The sequence below is a fragment of the Pseudoalteromonas citrea genome, from assembly GCF_000238375.3.
Taxonomy (GTDB): Bacteria; Pseudomonadota; Gammaproteobacteria; order Enterobacterales; family Alteromonadaceae; genus Pseudoalteromonas; species Pseudoalteromonas citrea.
Genome location: NZ_AHBZ03000027.1, coordinates 723,764 through 741,852, shown reverse-complemented (window position 1 = coordinate 741,852; position 18,089 = coordinate 723,764). Strand labels below are relative to the sequence as shown.

Below are 18,089 nucleotides of genomic sequence, written 5' to 3'. Positions count from 1 at the left end.
TATAACGCTAAGCTGGTTGTCTATTTTTCGGAGTGTTTATCAAACCACCATTGAATATAAGCAACTTTATTCATAAGATTTGAAGGTCTAGCAGTGATCCCATGTGAGGCATCTGGAATACGCACCATCGCAGTATCAACGCCTTGTAACTTTAAAGCTTGATAATATTGCTCTGTTTCTGAAATAGGCGTACGATAATCAGCGTCCCCAGTAAGCAACATCGTCGGTGTCGTCACATTACCCACATAGCTGATAGGAGAGCGCTTCATATAATGCTCCATATGCTCCCATGGCTTCCCTGGGAACCAATAGTCAGCAAAAAATGGATAGTAATCCGCGGTTAGCACAAAGCTATACCAATTAATTACAGGCTTTGCCACAACAGCGGCGGCAAAACGATCTGTATGACCAACAATCCATGCAGTCAATACACCCCCACCTGAACCACCTGTCACATACAAGCGTTTCTCATCGATAAAACCTTTTTCCACTAAAGCGTCGACGCCTGTCATTAGGTCATCAAAGTCATTACTTGGGTAATTATGATGGATCGTTTGCGCAAACGCCTTGCCATATGAGTCACTACCTCGTGGGTTCATATATAAAACCACATTACCTTTTGCGGCAAATAGCTGCGCTTCAGCACTAAAATGAGGCCCATAATTAGCGACTGGCCCTCCATGAATCTCTAACACAAGTGGGTACTTCTTAGACTTATCAAACCCTGGCGGATAAACAACCCAACCTTGAATATCTAATTGATCATGCTTTGATTTAACCCATATTTCTTCAACTTTACCCAATGATTTATTACTTAATGCATCATTATTTAAGTCAGTAAGCTTGATCGGCTTGCCCCGTTTCACAAGCGCAATATCAGCTGGTTTTTGAGTGTCAGCGAGCGTAAAAGCAACCTCACCTCGAGGACTAATATCATAACTACCGCCGGAATAAGGTCTGCCAAAAGCGACGCTGCCTACTGCGTCAGTCAAGACTTTACTTTTTCCTTTCAAAGGTTGATGCGCGACGGTTGTTTTTCCCTGCGAGTCATAGCTAAAATAGACACCTCGGCTTTTTTTATCCCACTGGATACTCTCAACACTTCGATCCAAGGAGCCTGTGATCACCTTAGTTTCACCACTTTCGAGGTTGCGAACATAAATATCCGCATTTTCGTAGTTCATGCGTTTATCATCAAAGCCAATGTAAGCCAGCATGCGGCCGTTCGGAGAAATCTTAGGTGACCAATCAGGACCATTTCTATCCGTTACTGCTGCGATACTATGGCTTTTCATATCCAAAGTATAAACTTCTGTATTACTGGGCTTTAACGCATGGTTTTTATGTCTGTTAGCACTGAAATAAAGTACTTTTCCTTCTTTATCAAAACTGACATTACCGCGATGATCAAAATCCCCCGAGGTCAACTGCTGTGCATTACCACCGTTAGCATCAATTTTAAATAAATGAGAAAACCCCGGGTTTAAATAACCTGCACCATCAGAACGATAATACACATCATCTATAAATACTGGTGACTTTGCCCACTCAGCGCCTTTTGGCTTACCAGGTAAACTCACGGGAGCTTTAGGTTTAGCAGGTACAAATTGAGAAAAAACAAGCTGCTTGCCGTCAGGTGTCCATGTAAGACTTGATGGTGACTGAGTTAAGTTACTAATCTTTGCAACAGCTCCTGATGTCAGCCATTTCATGTAGATTTGACTGCTGCCATCACGGGTAGAGATAAACGCCAACCGCTTACCATCAGGTGATATAACCGGGGCATAATCCATGTGCAAACCAGAGGTAACCGGCTCCAGATCATTTGACTCCACATTAACCGACCAAATATTACTGACTTTTCGATCTGTTTTTATATCCATTCTGTTTCTAACAAAGTAAATAACTTTACCGTCTTCACTAAACTCAACTTGATTCGCGTACTCTAAGTCAAACACATCGTTAAGTGTTAACGAAGAGGGCGCAGATAAAGCCGAACTTGCAAACAAGCTAAGCCCTAATGCAACCAAAGATAACTTCATAAAAATTCCTTTAATATAATACAGAGAATGTAAAGCATAAGAGCCTATATAAACCTCCGGGTCAACTGTTTGCGTTTAGTGAGTCGTTATGCATTTTTGACCATAATATAAGAAGTCAGACAGGGAGCGCGACAACACGTGAAAACGTTCCATCTATTAAATAAAATGCGAATGTAATGGGGGTTTACATTCGCATTGATGAGTTACGTTATTTAGCTATTGGCATCGTTGCTTAAACTTCAAACGAAAATCATGTAATAAAGGCTCAGTATAACCATTTGGCTGTTCGGCCCCTTCAAATACCAGTGCAAGCGCGGCTTGAAAAGCTAAATTCGCAGGTAACCCATTCTCACCTCCAATCATTGGCTTGTAATTTGGATCATCTTGATTTTGCCCATCAACTACCTCAGCCATTTTTAAGAATGTACTATGCACTTGCTCTGGTGAACAGATCCCATGCACCAACCAATTGGTAATGTGTTGGCTAGATATTCTTAAAGTTGCTCTGTCCTCCATCAACCCCACATGGTTAATATCAGGTACCTTTGAACAACCAACGCCTTGATCGACCCAACGTACCACATAACCTAATATGCCTTGAGCATTGTTATCAAGTTCGGCTTGAATATCCTCCTTACTCAATTGTAGATCATGTAATAAAGGAGGCGTCAATAAATCAGATAGAGCAGCTTCTTCTCGTCGCTTCACTTGCTGTTGTAAGTCAAACACATTGACCTTGTGGTAATGCATAGCATGTAAAGTCGCAGCGGTAGGGGAGGGCACCCAAGCCGTATTGGCGCCGGACTCAGGGTGCGCTAATTTTTGTTCCATCATCAGCGCCATGTTGTCTGGCATTGGCCACATACCTTTACCTATTTGCGCTTTACCTGAAAAGCCGCAAGCCAAACCTATATCGACATTGCGATTCTCATAAGCCGATATCCATGGCTGTGACTTAATACGTGACTTTGGCAACACAGCACCAGCAAGCATAGACGTATGAATTTCATCGCCGGTACGATCTAAAAACCCAGTATTAATGAACACGACTCTAGATTTCGCTTTCTCAATACAAGCGGCAAGATTGACGGAAGTGCGCCGCTCTTCGTCCATGATCCCCATTTTTATTGTATTATGAGGTAACAATAATAACTCCTCTACCCTTGAAAATAATCGAGCCGTAAACGCAACTTCTTCAGGACCATGCATTTTAGGTTTTACAATATTAATACTGTTGGAAACCGAGTTTTTATACTTACCTAAGTCGTGTAAGTCATGCAAACTACAAAGTGATGTGATCACCGCATCTAAGATCCCCTCAAATATGGCTTGTCCATGACGGTCGACAATTGCAGGGGTTGTCATTAAATGACCTACATTTCGCACAAACATCATGCTTCGACCTTTCAACGTGATCTGCTGGTCTGATACGGCGGTAAAGTGTTTATCCTCGTTTAATCTACGTGTAAAAACGCGCCCTTGCTTTGTTACTTCCTCTGTGAGCGTCCCTTTCATTAAACCAAGCCAATTACTGTATACAGCGACTTTGTCATCAGCATCTACGGCTGCGACCGAATCTTCACAATCCATAATAGTGGTCAGTGCCGATTCCAACACAACATCTTTTATGCCCGCTTTGTCAGATTGACCAATAGGATCATGGCAGTCTATTTGTACTTCAATATGCAAATCATGATGTTTAAACAACAGCGAGGATGGGTTTTGCGCTTGACCTTGGTAACCAATGAACTGCTCAGGTTCGCATAATGTTACATGCTGGCTATCGTTCAATGTCACCATTAATTGACCATTTAGCACTGCATAATTTGTACTCTCAATATGTGAACCATTGATTAAAGGCAAAGCACTATCAAGAAACTGACGCGCAAACGCCATCACTTTAAACCCACGCACGGGGTTATACCCTAAGGTTTTTTCTGCGCCTTCACCCTGTGAGAGAACATCAGTCCCATATAAAGCATCATACAAAGATCCCCATCGTGCATTCGCCGCATTCAACGCAAAGCGCGCATTATTAACCGGTACGACCAATTGAGGGCCAGCCATCAGCGCAATTTCAGGGTCAACATTGTCTGTATCGATACGAAATGCTTTCGGCGGCGTGACCAGATAGCCAATCTCCTGCAAAAATGTCCGATACTCACTACTATTCCATGTCGGATTATCTCGATGATATTCATCAATCTTTTTTTGCAGATCCAGTCGCTTATTCAAAAGATCTCGGTTGATAGGAGACAAATCGTGGATAAGATCCGCGAATCCTTCCCAAAATGACAATTGTTGAATACCGGTACCGGGAAGTACTTGCTGATTCACAAATTTGAAGAGCGCTGTATCTATCGACAAGCCTGATTGTTGGACCATGGTACTCATATTTATATCCTAGTTATCTTGAACGGGTTTAAGTAACCATAACGTAAATTCCCCCCACTAGAACAGCGAATTAACATTCACTAAATATATAGTGACAATAACAACTATAAATTTAAAAAATCACGAGAACAGGCCTAATGTTTAATTAAGCACCGGGGTCAGACCACTGAGTGCACTCTCACATAACGTAACGTATAAATTAACCGTTCGAAGGATAACTCGTCATGAAAAACTACCAAACCAAAATAGATCACTATACAACCCTTTGCCAGAGCAACAACTCAACATGGCAGTCTATCAATCCAGAGTTTGCGAGTAGAATGAGTCTGCAAAACAGGTTTAAGACGGGTCTTGATATAGCGAAATACACAGCAAATATAATGCGTCAAGATATGGCCGCGTATGATGCTGATAAGAGTCAATATACTCAATCACTCGGTTGCTGGCATGGTTTTACAGCACAACAAATGATGATGGCGGTAAAAAGGCATCAAAAAACAACCAAACGCTCCTATGTGTATTTAAGTGGCTGGATGGTCGCTGCACTGCGATCTGAATTTGGCCCACTACCAGATCAAAGTATGCATGAAAAGACATCTGTCGCGTCATTAATCGAAGAGATCTATACTTTTTTAAAACAAGCAGACGCGCGAGAGTTAGACCACTTATATCGCGAGCTAGATGATGCGAAATCCCAAGGCCAAGACACCCAAGAGATTATTGCTCGAATTGATAATTTTGAAACCCACGTGGTGCCTATCATAGCTGATATCGATGCCGGGTTTGGTAATGAAGAAGCAACTTACTTATTAGCTAAAAAAATGATTGAAGCGGGCGCATGTGCCATTCAAATAGAGAATCAAGTGTCGGATGCTAAGCAATGCGGACATCAAGCGGGAAAAGTCACCGTACCGCACGAAGATTTTCTAGCAAAAATAAATGCCGTTCGTTATGCATTTTTAGAGCTCGGTGTAGAAGAAGGAATAATTGTCGCAAGAACTGACTCTCTAGGCGCAAGCTTAACGCAAAAAATTCCGGTCTCAAAAACACCTGGAGATATCGCAAGCCAATATACGGCATTTTTAGAAACGACAGCGATCGATAACATAGATGAACTAAACGATGGAGAAATGGCAATAAAGCTTGATGGGCAGCTCTGTAAGCCGACTCGCTTAGATAATGGCCTTTATCAATTTAAAGAAGGAACCGAAAAGGCACGCGTCATATTAGATTGTGTTACTAGTTTGCAATCTGGTGCGGACTTGCTTTGGATTGAAACTGAAAAGCCGAATGTAAGCCAAATAGCTGAGCTGGTAAATAGCATTAAAGAGCAGGTACCGAATGCTAAACTGGTTTATAACAACTCACCATCATTTAACTGGACACTTAAATTCCGAGAGCAAGTGTATGCACAGTGGCAAGCACAACAAAAAGATTTAAGTCACTACCCAGACCCAAGTAACGATCCTAAAGCATTAATGAGCCCAGAATTAGATAACACAGAACTTGCTCGTGAAGCGGATTTGTTAGTCCAAAACTTTCAAAAAGATGGAGCTCGAGAAGCGGGAATTTTCCATCACTTGATCACATTACCCACCTATCATACAGCAGCACTCAGTACTGACATTCTTTCTGAGGGCTATTTTGGTGAGCTAGGAATGCTCGCATACGTAAGAGATGTGCAACGCCAAGAGATCCGTAGAGAACAAGCATCGGTCAAACATCAAGACCTTGCAGGGTCTAACATAGGGGATACCCACAAAGAGTATTTCTCAGGTGAGAATGCTTTAAAAGCTGGAGGAACAGCTAACACTATGAATCAATTTTAAAAAGCCAGTTTAGTGAAGAGCCTAATAGGCTCTTCCTTCACCTCAATACACGTTGGATCATATTTTTACTATCTTTTAGCAAATTAAGCGCCGCACTAAAAAAGCAACGCTGGGTACTAATTTACAGCCCTAATTTCATCAATAAATAGTCAAAAATGGCTCACAGAGCACATTTTTACTAACTTTGACACCGCTATAAATCAAATTTTTACTAACGCTTCGCACTGATAAAACAAGATTTTACTAACCGACTCCCCAATACCCACAAAATAATTGCACAAAATGCAATATGTAAAGGCCCTTTACAGGCTTCATAATTCAACCACATTAATCATCAAGAATGTGCGCGGTTTTCAATACAAATAAGCATTATGAAACACTATTTAGCTAAAATTACTCTCTCTTTGTCTTTCGTTTTTTCAAGCACCACTCTCGCGCTAGTCACTATGGCTGATGTAGATGAGTTAATTGTTCAAGGTCAATTAGACAAAGCACATATTGCGTTAAAAACCATTGAGCTCAGTAATAAAGCGAATGAAAGTGAAAATGCTATCAAGCTCAAGTTTGCTAAAATTTTAAGAAAACAAAACAGGTACAACGATGCAATCATAAAGCTGAATGAGATCAACTTAACACATAACCAAACAAAGGCCTTTATGTATGATGTGACTAAGGAGCTGGGGATCAATTATAGAAGAAGTCATAAGCTAGATATTGCAGAGAAACATTACTTCAAAGCGTTAAAGCTCGCAAAAGCGATAAACGATAAGACACTCATTGGACAAGCCTATAATAACTTAGGCACGCTCTACGATACGAAAAATAATGTTGCTCTTTCAATGGAGTATCACTTAAAAGCGCAAAGCATGCTAAAAACAACGACGAATTGGGAAATCAAAGCATCAAACTTTTTTAATTTAGGAGACCTTTCATCACGTATCCATAACCTGGAACAAGCCGAATACTTTTTTAATAAAGCACTGCTTAATGATAAAAAAAGTAAAGAAATACGAAATATTGCAGGAACTGCAATTAGACTTGCTGAGATCACCTTCAAGAATAAAAAATATGCTCAAGCCCTCCCTCGATTTATTGAAGCCATAGAAATACTACAGCCACTTAATGCCAACGTCAGTCTATCAAGAGCTTATAACACTCTGCATTTAATCTACCTTAAACTGAACAACCCTCACATGGCGTTAAGTTCAATCCAAAAAAGCTTAAATCATGCATTAAAAACCCAATCACCAATACAAAAAGCATACGCCTACTTATATCTCATAAATCTTCACATAGAATTGAAAAACACCGAATTATTGGCGCTATATATTCCTAAAGCACGCCAACTGATAAACACGATAAGAAATAAAATACTGGAGGAAAAACTATATTTCGCAAACGCGAAATATATGATGCTAAAGGGCCAGTATGAGGCCGCCTACAATGAACTATCTATCGCTTTTGAAATCCATAAGCTGGCAGATCAGGAAGTAAACCAAGGTGCAACAGAACAATACAAACAGCAAGTCAATGCACTTGTTCAATATCAAAAGTTAGCGCAAACAGAAAAAAAGTCTGCGGTCATGAAAGTAGAACTTGAAAAGCAGATATTACAAAAACAGACATGGTTACTGGCATGTATCATGATCTTATTATTTAGTGTGGTCATCGTATATTTATACATCATAAAACATCGTAATGCTCAGTATAAGGCAAGTCTATATCAAACCAACCTGAAACAAAAAGATGAAATGCTAGCTGATATCTCCCATGAACTCAGGACACCTCTAAGTGTATTGCAACTGCATATTGAAGCACTCGAGCATAATTTACTTGATGATAAAGCACTGGCTTATACCAAAATAAATAATAAAATTTCACAACTAAACAATCTCATCTCTGACGTGTATCAATTATCTCAAGTGCAAAACCAATCGATTCATTTAATATGGCAAGAGTCTCAACTGAGTACACTTACCGCGCACTATATATCAGATATCAAAACACTCACAGAACAATCTAATTTGCGGTTTATCGCTGACATCGATATTCCCGCAGCAACAACACTCACGACCGATAGACAAAAGCTAGATCAAATTATTACTAACTTAGCTAAAAATGCCTGCTTATATACAGACAGCCCAGGACATGTCAGATTAAAAGTTAGAGTGAATAACGAATACGTATTCATCCAAGTAGACGATACATCACCTGGTGTATCAGATACCGAACTGGCAAAGCTGTTTGAACGATTATATAGAATTGATAAATCTCGTAGTCGAGCGCTTGGCGGTTCAGGCCTTGGTCTATCTATATGTGAAAGTTTAACCCATGCGCTACAAGGTGAAATAACTTTACATCATGGTAAGGCAGGGGGGGTATGTGCACGGATAAAATTACCTATAACACCAACAAACTAGGCATAAACTGATAGCACTCATCCAACCAGTTTCGGGCTATAAAGCCCGAGAATAAACACTTTACTTCATTTTTCTTCCACATTGTATTGCTGTAATAGATAAATAGAATCTTGGAGGGTAATTATGACACAGCGAACAATTAAGCATGGTGATTGGGTTAAAATTGTAGAATCACGCACAGAGCAAAAAAAGCAATCATTACGTAAAAGTTCACGTAAAAACACACCTAAAAGTAAAAAGCTGAGCATACCATTTATATCAATGCTATTAGGCGCTTTTATCATTCTTGCGAGTGCATGGATGTATTTTTCTGATAGTACAAAATCACAAGGTGCAACGCTGGATTTAAACGCCCAAAATAAAGTATCTCGTTATTTCTCAAAACAATTTATGATGGGTAGCTGGCAATTTAAAAGAGCTAAATTCGATGATGGCGAAGTGAATATTTTTATTAGTATTCCACAAAAGCTATCAATGAGCGAAAAAGAACTTGAAGGTTATATTAAGCACTCTTTGTGCCCACCGATGAACAGTCGGGTATGGCTAGATATCAACCAAAGCGAACTATACATTAACTTATATGTGGACTCACCTAGAAAAGGAAACTTTGCACAGTGTCAAAACCCAAATAGTCACGCCTAACTATTGAGCTTTACCTTCCTCTATGTCTTCACCCCCTTTTGTAAAGGGGGTTGACGATTCTTCAAATCACAAAGCTTATTCAAGCTCTAATTTAGACTTTTCTACGATCTCTTTCGGCATTTCCTTACTCACAGACACACCTAACTCTTTAAATTCTGACGCCTGCTTTATCAAATTAGCCTTCCCATGATAAAGCTGAGAGAAGGCTGTATCGTAACTTTCTTTGGCTTTATCTAGTTGACGACCAACACCTTCCATACTGTGCAAAAAGCTATTAAGTTTGTTGTAAAACTTCTCTGCTCGCAATGCCAACTCTCGACTATGTTTGCTTTGCTCCTCAAAACGCCATAACTGCTTAACAATATTCATACTGGTTAGCAGGGTGGTTGGTGTGGCTACCAACACATTTTGCTCTAAAGCTTGTTGATACATATTAGGCATATGCTTTATTGCTTCCACAAAAGCAGATTCAATCGGAATAAACATAATCACCACATCAGGCGAATTTAAGCCAGGCAGCCTTTCATAGGATTTACTCCCAAGCTCTTTTATTCGCGCAATAACCGCTTGAGAGTGAGCTACCAGCGCTTCGTTTGCTTCAAGCTCAGAGTCTGAGTTTACATATCTAGTGTAGGCGTTGAGAGAAGTTTTAGCATCTATCACAAGGTGTCGCTCTTGAGGAAGGTATACGACCACATCAGGCCTATATTTTCCTTCGTCAGTGGTAAATGAAACTTCTCGCTTATAATCATAGCCGGCTCGAAGGCCAGCGCTATCGAGTACATTCTCAAGCATCAGCTCCCCCCAATTACCTTGTGTTTTCTTCTGCCCTTGCAGAGCGCTGGTTAATTGGTGTGCTTGCTCTGTGATATTTCTATTGTTTTCTTGTAAATGCAGTAATTCTGACTTAAGCGCAGCTCGCTGTTTAAGCTCCTCACTATGAATCGCTTCCATTTTTTCTCGAAAACCTTTTAGCTCACCTTGTACCGGTGTCAGTAACTGATTTATTTTTTCTTGGCTTTGATGATTAAATCGCGTGGTTTTTTCTTCAAATATTTGATTTGCAATGTTTTCAAACTCTTGTTTTAAAATATTTTTAGAGTTTTCTAATTGTGCTAGTTGAGAGTTAAAATTGAGTTCTTTTTGCTCTAGTGTGACTTTCAAATCATTCAACTCAAGTTCGGATAGATGAGCATTGGAACGAACCTCTGACAAGCTTTGTTCACTACGCTGCCACAACTCCTGAAATTGCGTTATTTGAGACTGCTTCTCTGCAAGTCTAGCTTGGTATTGCTGGCAATGACCGTGCAACTGTACCTTTTCAGCCTGCAATTGCTGCAGTTCTGTTTGCAATGACTGTTGCTGAGATTCAAGTTGCTCATTAGTATTTAAACTATGAAGGTGTTGCTGTTCAAGCATCGCAAACTGCGTTTTAAGCTTCTGACGGCTGAGAAAATAAAAAGGAAGAGGGCAGGCAACAGCCGAAAAAAACACTGCGACATGTGACCAAGATAGTTGAGAAAAAAGCGCGTCTAACATAATGTTCTCAGGTAATATTTTTAGTTAATAATACCTGAGAGCAAACTGGTTATCACTTAATTACTGTTATTGATTTGCTGCTCATCATAACGATAACCAGCCCCATAAACCGACCCAACTAACTTAGGTGAAATATTTAAGGATTTAATTTTTTTACGAATGTTTTTGATATGACTATCGATAACCCGATCTGAAATATCAAAGTTATCAGGTTGAATATAATCTAAAATCTGTTGACGTGAGAAAACTCGACTAGGCGCGTTATAGAGTAAAGCAAACACATCAAACTCCACTTTCGTTAACGCCAACAACTGCCCTTTTAACGTCACTGTCAATTGGGCTTCATCAACACTGACAAGCTTTTCAGACTCTGCTTTGGCTAAAGGTGCACAGCGACGTAAAATAGCTTTCATGCGCATCACTAGCTCAGCAGCACTAAATGGTTTGCACACATAGTCATCAGCACCAAACTCTAGCCCCTTAAGCCTATCTGACTCAGCTACTTTTGCTGTCATCATGATAATAGGCACCATTGAAAAGACTCTGATCTGCTTCATACATTCAACGCCATCTTGATTTGGCAGCATGATATCCATCAAAATTGCATCTGGCGTGTGTTCTTCAACCCAAGGAACAACCTCTGCACCGTCAGCTATATGTGACGTTTTAAAGCCCGATGCTTTAAAAAACAACATTACTTGTTCTGCTATGTCGAAGTCATCTTCAACGATAAGGATATGCTGCATAATGTCTCTTTCAGGTTGGTAATTACTTTAATTGGTTTGCTTTCAATTGATTCTTTACGTCATTTTTTAACGAGTCAGACAACGTCTCATCAAATAATAGCATAGTTAGAATGCTATTGAGGTCATCGCTGGTCGCAACTTCTGCAAGTAGATCATAATCACATTGTGAAAGTGGTTCAATAAAGTTCAGATGCGATGGTGTTTCTTCATAACACAACATTTGTATTCGCCTTCTAGATCTAATTAAGTGACACCAGACCGACTAACTTGGTGCGTCGTTGTAATATGTCTATTAAAGCGAAACAATGTGGATAGAATGTGGAATTATTTCTATATAAATAAATTGCCACTGTAAAAACAAAAAAGCCAGCAAACTCTGCTGGCTTCATTACAAATAAGTAATCAAGGGGGAAATCAATGTTAAACTCGTTGCTGCCAACAAGTACAATAATAGACCCGGTGATTTTGAGTTAGTTCAAACAATTTTCAATTATTTTTATGATTGCAGCATAGATAACATTTGTTTTTCATCAAACTTACCTAAATTCAAGCTCTTATCAGCAAATAAAACGTCAACTAATGCTTGTTTTTGTTGCTGCATCCTAAATACTTTTTGCTCGATTGAATTCGCCATTATCAACTTATATACAAACACTGGTTTATCCTGACCTATCCGGTATGCTCGGTCGGTCGCCTGATTTTCAACCGCGGGGTTCCACCAAGGATCAAAGTGGATAACAGTGTCTGCTTGCGTTAGATTAAGCCCTGTCCCACCGGCTTTTAAGCTTATCAAGAACACATCGCAATGTCCGTCAGTAAAGTTACTGATCGCACGTTCTCTATTTCGTGTTTGCCCTGTTAAGGTCGTAAATACAATATCATTGGCTTTTAGTTGTTGTGAGATCAACTCAAGTACAGAAGTGAACTGGCTGAAAATAATCACTTTACGGCCTTGAGACAGCATATTCGGCAAATGCTCAGCTAACCACTGGAATTTAGCACTTTCACACTCCAAACCTTTATCTACCAGGTTAGGGTGGCAGCATATTTGCCGCAACTTTAATAAAGCATCTAAGAAAGCCAGTTTGCTTTTTTGTGCACCTTGCTCTTTAAACAAAGACACTAATTTATCTTCTATCTGAAGCTGAACGCTATGGTATAAACTTGCTTGTTCAGAACTAAACTCAAGCTCTTTTATTAACTCTGTTTTGTCGGGTAATTCTGTAACTACATCAACTTTAGTGCGACGTAAGATAAAAGGGGCAATAAGTGCTTTAAGCTCTGACGCACGCGCGGCATCTTGTTCTTTTTCAATGGGTATTTGAAAGTAGTGTTTAAATTGCTGCTTAGTACCAAGTACATCTGGCATAACAAAATCAAGTAATGACTTTAACTCAAGTAAATTATTTTCAACCGGCGTTCCACTTAAACACAACTTAAATTGTGCACTCAACTGCTTGACACACTTTGAGACCTGCGCCGTTTCATTTTTTATGTATTGAGCTTCATCAAGTACAATAGAATCAAACTCTAGTTCTTTGTAATAGGCCAGATCACGTTTTAATAGCGGGTAAGTGGTCAATATAAAACGTGCGCAGTGCACATGCTCCAACGTCTTTTCTCTGTCTGAACCATGGACCGTTGTTAAAGTTAAGTGCGGAGCGAAACGCTTAAATTCATTTTGCCAATTACCGACCAAACTGGTTGGGCAAACAATCAAACTGGGTTTTGTTACCAAAGTATTATGTTGACCAACAAAGTATGCTATTACCTGTAACGTTTTCCCAAGCCCCATATCATCCGCTAAAATCCCCCCTAACTGATGACGATTCAAAAACTTTAACCAGCTCACGCCTTGTTCTTGATAATCTCTTAAAACAAAATTCTGTTGAGTATTGTGGGTCACGAAAGCGCTGTTCTCAATGGGCGAGTCGAGCTCTTTTAAATAATCTAACAGCCTCACATCATTACTTACTGAATGTATGTTTGGCAACTCGAATACTTTTTTTGCATAAGACAGCGGAAACTTAAATTGTTGACCCGAGGTATAATAACTAAAACGTTTTTTTAAGCTGAGTAACTCGTTAAATGTTTCTGTCGGGACAGCATAAGATTGTTCTGCAATTTTGACGTACTGATGGTGATCAGCCAAATTATTAATATCGAGAGGGTGAGAAGTATCCCAATCAAGCATAACTGGCTTACCATTAAACATCACTTTACCCAAAATATGATGCTGTTTATCTCGTTTTAATGACAGTGTAATTTCCGGTAAGTTGACTACTTGTTCGTGAACAAACTCTTCTACTTCCCAGCCTTGCTTTAACAAATAAGGCTTTACCTCATGATTAAACCAATGAACGCCATTGGCATCATTGACTGGCAACCTAAACAGCCCATCGGTAAAGTCCAACCCTAACCCTAAAAGTACTTGTTCACTGCGCTTAACATGCTTGGCATGCTCTGCGTTGGAAAGTTTACCTGTATTCTCTATTGTAAGTGCTAATACTTGTTCCAAATTGTTATTTATTATGTTGAGCTTAGTATATAGCTTTGACGGCTTAATACGGCTTTCATACCCTTCGGGTGGAAGGATAACATCGTTGGCGAATAAATCACTAAAGCGCGTCATTACTTGATTTAACTGTTCGACAGTAACAGAAGGCATATTTTGCAGGTGAGCTATTTCTTGAGCGTTTAGTTCAGAGTTGATCCGACCTATGGTCAGATCATCTGTATTGAGATACATAGGAGGATCTGTTCTTAACAATAGCCAATTGTCGACATCTGACAAATACCCATTTAATTGCGCATTTTCTTCACTAAAACACCACTCAAAGCGTAAACGTTTTTGGTGTCCTAACTTAAGCGGTTGTCTGTTGTTTTGATAATAAAACCGTTTAGTTTTGACTAATTGCTGAAGTGCTATAAACCCCCAACTACCATATATTTCAAAGTGCCCAGGCATATTTTGAGAGCGTACCCAATTAAATAACCGAAAATCTGTCTCTAACACATTTTTTGGTACAGAGTGACTATTGAGCTGCTGTTCTGATAACGGTCGTCCTAACGGATATACTCCGTCAGGTTTAAATGGTGAAAGCTTAGGGCTTAGCAATAACTCTTTGTCATGCGATTCGAGTACAAATAGTAAAACATTATTAGTATCTTGAAAGCCACTTTGCTGCAATTGCGTTAGCTCGTTGAACCAATCGTTAATTAAATATGCTTCACCAAACCCACCTGAGTGCTCAATTTTTAGTTTCAAAAGTACCGCAGCGATGTGTCTACATTTTACGTTGTTAGAGCAAGTGCATTGGGCTTCAACACGAAATGTGTTATTGACCGTTGTAATTTTGATATGTTGTGAAAAAGTATTACCAAAGTTACCTAATACTTGAGAATCAATTCGCGAAAAATCTTCGCTATGATCCAAATAGCTAATTTGAGAATTACTCAGATACTCTTTCGCTTTGGCAAGTAGTGCACTATTAAAGTACTGCTTTAAAAAGCGCTCAGAGAGGGGGAACTGTGTGGCTTGTTCTTGTTTTATTTCCTCAAACAAAGCAAACAATTGCTCTTTAGATAACTGCGTTGACATCAGCTCAGCATGACAAATGAAATATCTCGTCAGTATATGTAATTATAGGAACGAGCTAAAGGGGAAAGTCATAATAAAGTTGCGAATTATAACTGGTTGGAGTTCAGTTTTTTAAACCAAAGACTGAATTTCAACCAGTTACGTTACATATGATCGTTAATTATAGGCTGCTAACAGTTTCTGAAGTTGTTCTAAACGTTTGTCTGTTAGTACCTTATTGTCAATTTTAATGGTTACATCACCACTTTTAATGTTGCGCTGTAATTTAACGTATTTGTTTTCTAACAAAGCCTCTGAGCGGTTAGCTTTATCACCGAAAGTGGTTAAAAACTGGGTAATAAGTATCGCTCGTTTTTCATCACTTTGTTCATCATTAACGAATAGCTGCTCATTGAAAGTCGCTATTTGTTTATCAAACGCTGTTTGATTTTCTTTAATTGCACTAATTAGCTTTTTTGCAGCCTCTCTGCCCAAATGATTCGGGGTAGGGTATAGACTAAGAACATGCTTTGGAATTATCTCATATGCTTTAATTGCATCTGCGACTGCGGTATGAGAGATACCTTCGATATTTGCAATCTCACGGTAAGATCCTTTTAAGCCTTGTGTAATTAAACTGCGTTTCGTAGCGTTATAGGCTTGCCCTAACTCCCATAAACTGGGCGCAATATATTGATCTGATGAAATTGCTAACGCTTTTGCATCCGCATCATTAAAATCTGCTGATGATAACACCACATAGTCAGCCTCAGCGAGCATACAAGCCTTTCTTCTTCTTGACCCTGACAAGACCCATTGCTGACCTTCTTTTTGCCAACACAAGGCTGGATGGAGGTTTCTTTTGTCATGCTTGATAGCAGGTAAGATATCAGCCACAGATTTTTCGTTTAATAACGTCTGCTCTCGTCTATTTTGGCCATATACTTGTGTGATCTTTTCGATATCCGCTGGTTTAATCACTTGGCATGTTAATGTGATAGTGCGTAATGGATCGCTAGGCGCAGGCATAGTGATCACATCGCCGATTTTAGCTTGATCTAACAGATCATCTAAACTACTTCCCTCAACAGGAGTAGCAAAAGGATCTAACCGCGTATCATTTTTACGTTTTTTAGCCATTTTTTATACGAACCTTTTAAGATTGTGCCAGTGATGATTGAGTCGATACCCAGTTTGATCGGATCAACATTTCTAATTCATCTACAACGTCTTTTATATTTTCTTGTGATTTAACAAGAGACTCTCGACTTGCTAAACTGTCAGACGTTTTTTGATCGAAAATTGTATTGAATGATGATGAACTTGCTGTAATCGCTGAGCTATGATTTATCGGATAACTCATAACCTGTCTGCCAAAAGCACTTCTCACATCTTTTACTATATCCCTTTGGGAATGATTGCCTTTTACATAGTTTGTAACTAAAAATTGCATAAAGTCCCAGCCTTCATGACCCAATGCCGCTACTGTATGATAAATTTCACCGAGTCTTTTTAAGTATTTATTATTTGCGTCAAAATCTACCGCCTCAGGATGTACTGGGATCAGCATTGCAGTGGACGCCATTAATGCATTGTAAAACATAAAATTTAATGATGGTGCTGTATCAATTAAAATTAAGTCAAATTGTGACTCAACGGGTGATATAACTTTTTCCAATAACTTGTGATAGTGTCGAGTCTGATCATACCCAGAACTTTCCTTAAGCTCAGTTGCAGTTTCATGTTCGAAATAAAAATCATCCATCCCAGAAGGTAAAACACGGATATTTGGAATATGTGTTTCCTGAAATGCATTAGATACAACATGATCCCACGTTTCATTGTCATCTAATTCAATACAATCTCTCATAAGATCACCGACGGTTATTGGTTCTGGATCGCTTGATGGGAAAAAGCTCGATGATGACCCTTGAGGGTCTAAATCAATAATGCCAATCCTATAACGCTTAATATTTGTAGTGGCTAATGCCGCAGCAATATTGACTAATGAAGTTGTTTTACCACAACCCCCTTTAAGTGAATTAATAACGATAACTTGGAGTTTATCTGTGGACTGTCTCTGATCTGCTTCTACGCCTAAGATTTCAGCCATGGCGAAGATATTTGATAAAGTATACGCGTAGTGTCCATTTGCTCCTTTTTGTATACTAAGGTGATCGAAGTCGCCTTGATCATGTCGTCTTTTTAATGTTCTGTTATTACAACCAAGTAAATCAGCGGCTGCCTTTTGAGTGTAAGTTCTTAGCTCTTTCTCTTCAGTTTTTAAATGAGCTCTATAGTGCTGGATTCGGCCCTCTAGTGATTGTTCAGCAACTTCTGCTGTTGCTTTTAATAAACGATATGTGGAAAGTGCTTTATTATTAATTGACATACGCGATATCCTTGACTTGATACCTAACATTATAATGTCCATTACTTTAGTAGTAAACACAAAAAATATAAGACATCATATAAAAAATACTACTTATAAGTATAAATAAGAAGATTAGATATGGTTAAGTATAAAGGTAATAAAGGTTAGTGATCTAAAAAATACACTTAAGCCATTGAATATATAGAATAATTTTTGAAATAATAGATCTAATTTATACGAAGTAAAGATCTGATCTTTATGTACTCATAGATCTACTTTTTACTAAGTGATATATTGAAAATGCCACTGTGAACAGGTTATCCACAACGTTGCTCACAAACGCGGGGCGGAAGATCACAATTATACTAAGTAAATTCAGGAGGTTATCAACAATTCCATTTTAATAGTTATGATCTAGTTGATTAAGATCGGATCCATCCTAAGTACAGATCTGATCTATACCAACATTATGATTAGTTATCCACAATCAGAACTAGATCACCCTGTTATAGCTTAAATTAAG

The 18,089-nt window shown here is 39.0% G+C and carries 11 protein-coding genes; 3 read left to right on the top strand and 8 right to left on the bottom strand.

The window, feature by feature from the left end; genetic code table 11:
- Positions 1–20: 20 nt before the first annotated feature.
- Both PCIT_RS21185 and PCIT_RS21180 read right to left on the bottom strand, forming a co-directional pair.
- The gene (locus tag PCIT_RS21185) at positions 21–2,042 is read right to left on the bottom strand and encodes a S9 family peptidase (protein ID WP_010365305.1); all 2,022 of its coding nucleotides are present in this window, start codon (positions 2,040–2,042) and stop codon (positions 21–23) included.
- A gap of 216 nt (positions 2,043–2,258) precedes the next feature.
- On the bottom strand, positions 2,259–4,436 hold the full coding sequence (locus PCIT_RS21180) for a malate synthase G (RefSeq protein ID WP_010365306.1): 2,178 nt from the start codon (positions 4,434–4,436) through the stop codon (positions 2,259–2,261).
- Positions 4,437–4,660: 224 nt separating this feature from the next.
- On the opposite strand from PCIT_RS21180, the gene PCIT_RS21175 reads away from it, so the two are divergent.
- The 3 genes from PCIT_RS21175 (at position 4,661) to PCIT_RS21165 (ending at position 9,327) form a co-directional block, all read left to right on the top strand.
- Entirely contained in the window at positions 4,661–6,265 is a 1,605-nt protein-coding gene (locus PCIT_RS21175; protein ID WP_010365308.1) for an isocitrate lyase, read from the top strand.
- Positions 6,266–6,636: 371 nt separating this feature from the next.
- On the top strand, positions 6,637–8,685 hold the full coding sequence (locus PCIT_RS21170; RefSeq protein WP_021032354.1) for an ATP-binding protein: 2,049 nt from the start codon (positions 6,637–6,639) through the stop codon (positions 8,683–8,685).
- A gap of 123 nt (positions 8,686–8,808) precedes the next feature.
- Entirely contained in the window at positions 8,809–9,327 is a 519-nt protein-coding gene (locus tag PCIT_RS21165) for a hypothetical protein (protein WP_010365312.1), read from the top strand.
- A gap of 75 nt (positions 9,328–9,402) precedes the next feature.
- Here the strand turns inward: PCIT_RS21165 and PCIT_RS21160 are convergent, their stop codons facing one another.
- The 6 genes from PCIT_RS21160 to PCIT_RS21135 all read right to left on the bottom strand — a co-directional run bounded on the left by PCIT_RS21160 (position 9,403) and on the right by PCIT_RS21135 (position 17,584).
- Positions 9,403–10,866, bottom strand: a complete 1,464-nt coding sequence (locus tag PCIT_RS21160; protein ID WP_010365314.1) for a DNA recombination protein RmuC — start codon at positions 10,864–10,866, stop codon at positions 9,403–9,405.
- Positions 10,867–10,922: 56 nt separating this feature from the next.
- Entirely contained in the window at positions 10,923–11,612 is a 690-nt protein-coding gene (locus PCIT_RS21155) for a response regulator (protein WP_010365316.1), read from the bottom strand.
- Positions 11,613–11,634: 22 nt separating this feature from the next.
- A complete protein-coding gene (locus PCIT_RS21150; protein ID WP_010365318.1) occupies positions 11,635–11,832 on the bottom strand; it encodes a hypothetical protein in 198 nt (65 codons plus the stop codon).
- A 276-nt stretch (positions 11,833–12,108) separates the two neighbouring features.
- On the bottom strand, positions 12,109–15,213 hold the full coding sequence (locus PCIT_RS21145) for a DEAD/DEAH box helicase (RefSeq protein ID WP_010365319.1): 3,105 nt from the start codon (positions 15,211–15,213) through the stop codon (positions 12,109–12,111).
- A gap of 156 nt (positions 15,214–15,369) precedes the next feature.
- Positions 15,370–16,332 carry a ParB N-terminal domain-containing protein gene (locus PCIT_RS21140; protein ID WP_010365320.1) on the bottom strand — a complete coding sequence of 321 codons (963 nt, stop codon included), beginning with the start codon at positions 16,330–16,332 and terminating at the stop codon, positions 15,370–15,372.
- 16 nt (positions 16,333–16,348) lie between these two features.
- Positions 16,349–17,584, bottom strand: a complete 1,236-nt coding sequence (locus PCIT_RS21135; RefSeq protein WP_010365321.1) for an AAA family ATPase — start codon at positions 17,582–17,584, stop codon at positions 16,349–16,351.
- Between the last annotated feature and the right edge of the window lie 505 nt (positions 17,585–18,089).

Excerpts from the sequence above, each read along its gene's own strand:
- PCIT_RS21185 (WP_010365305.1), bottom strand. The coding sequence starts at position 2,042 with ATGAAGTTATCTTTGGTTGCATTAGGGCTTAGCTTGTTTGCAAGTTCG.
- PCIT_RS21180 (WP_010365306.1), bottom strand. The coding sequence starts at position 4,436 with ATGAGTACCATGGTCCAACAATCAGGCTTGTCGATAGATACAGCGCTC.
- PCIT_RS21175 (WP_010365308.1), top strand. The coding sequence starts at position 4,661 with ATGAAAAACTACCAAACCAAAATAGATCACTATACAACCCTTTGCCAG.
- PCIT_RS21170 (WP_021032354.1), top strand. The coding sequence starts at position 6,637 with ATGAAACACTATTTAGCTAAAATTACTCTCTCTTTGTCTTTCGTTTTT.
- PCIT_RS21165 (WP_010365312.1), top strand. The coding sequence starts at position 8,809 with ATGACACAGCGAACAATTAAGCATGGTGATTGGGTTAAAATTGTAGAA.
- PCIT_RS21160 (WP_010365314.1), bottom strand. The coding sequence starts at position 10,866 with ATGTTAGACGCGCTTTTTTCTCAACTATCTTGGTCACATGTCGCAGTG.
- PCIT_RS21155 (WP_010365316.1), bottom strand. The coding sequence starts at position 11,612 with ATGCAGCATATCCTTATCGTTGAAGATGACTTCGACATAGCAGAACAA.
- PCIT_RS21150 (WP_010365318.1), bottom strand. The coding sequence starts at position 11,832 with ATGTTGTGTTATGAAGAAACACCATCGCATCTGAACTTTATTGAACCA.
- PCIT_RS21145 (WP_010365319.1), bottom strand. The coding sequence starts at position 15,213 with ATGTCAACGCAGTTATCTAAAGAGCAATTGTTTGCTTTGTTTGAGGAA.
- PCIT_RS21140 (WP_010365320.1), bottom strand. The coding sequence starts at position 16,332 with ATGGCTAAAAAACGTAAAAATGATACGCGGTTAGATCCTTTTGCTACT.
- PCIT_RS21135 (WP_010365321.1), bottom strand. The coding sequence starts at position 17,584 with ATGTCAATTAATAATAAAGCACTTTCCACATATCGTTTATTAAAAGCA.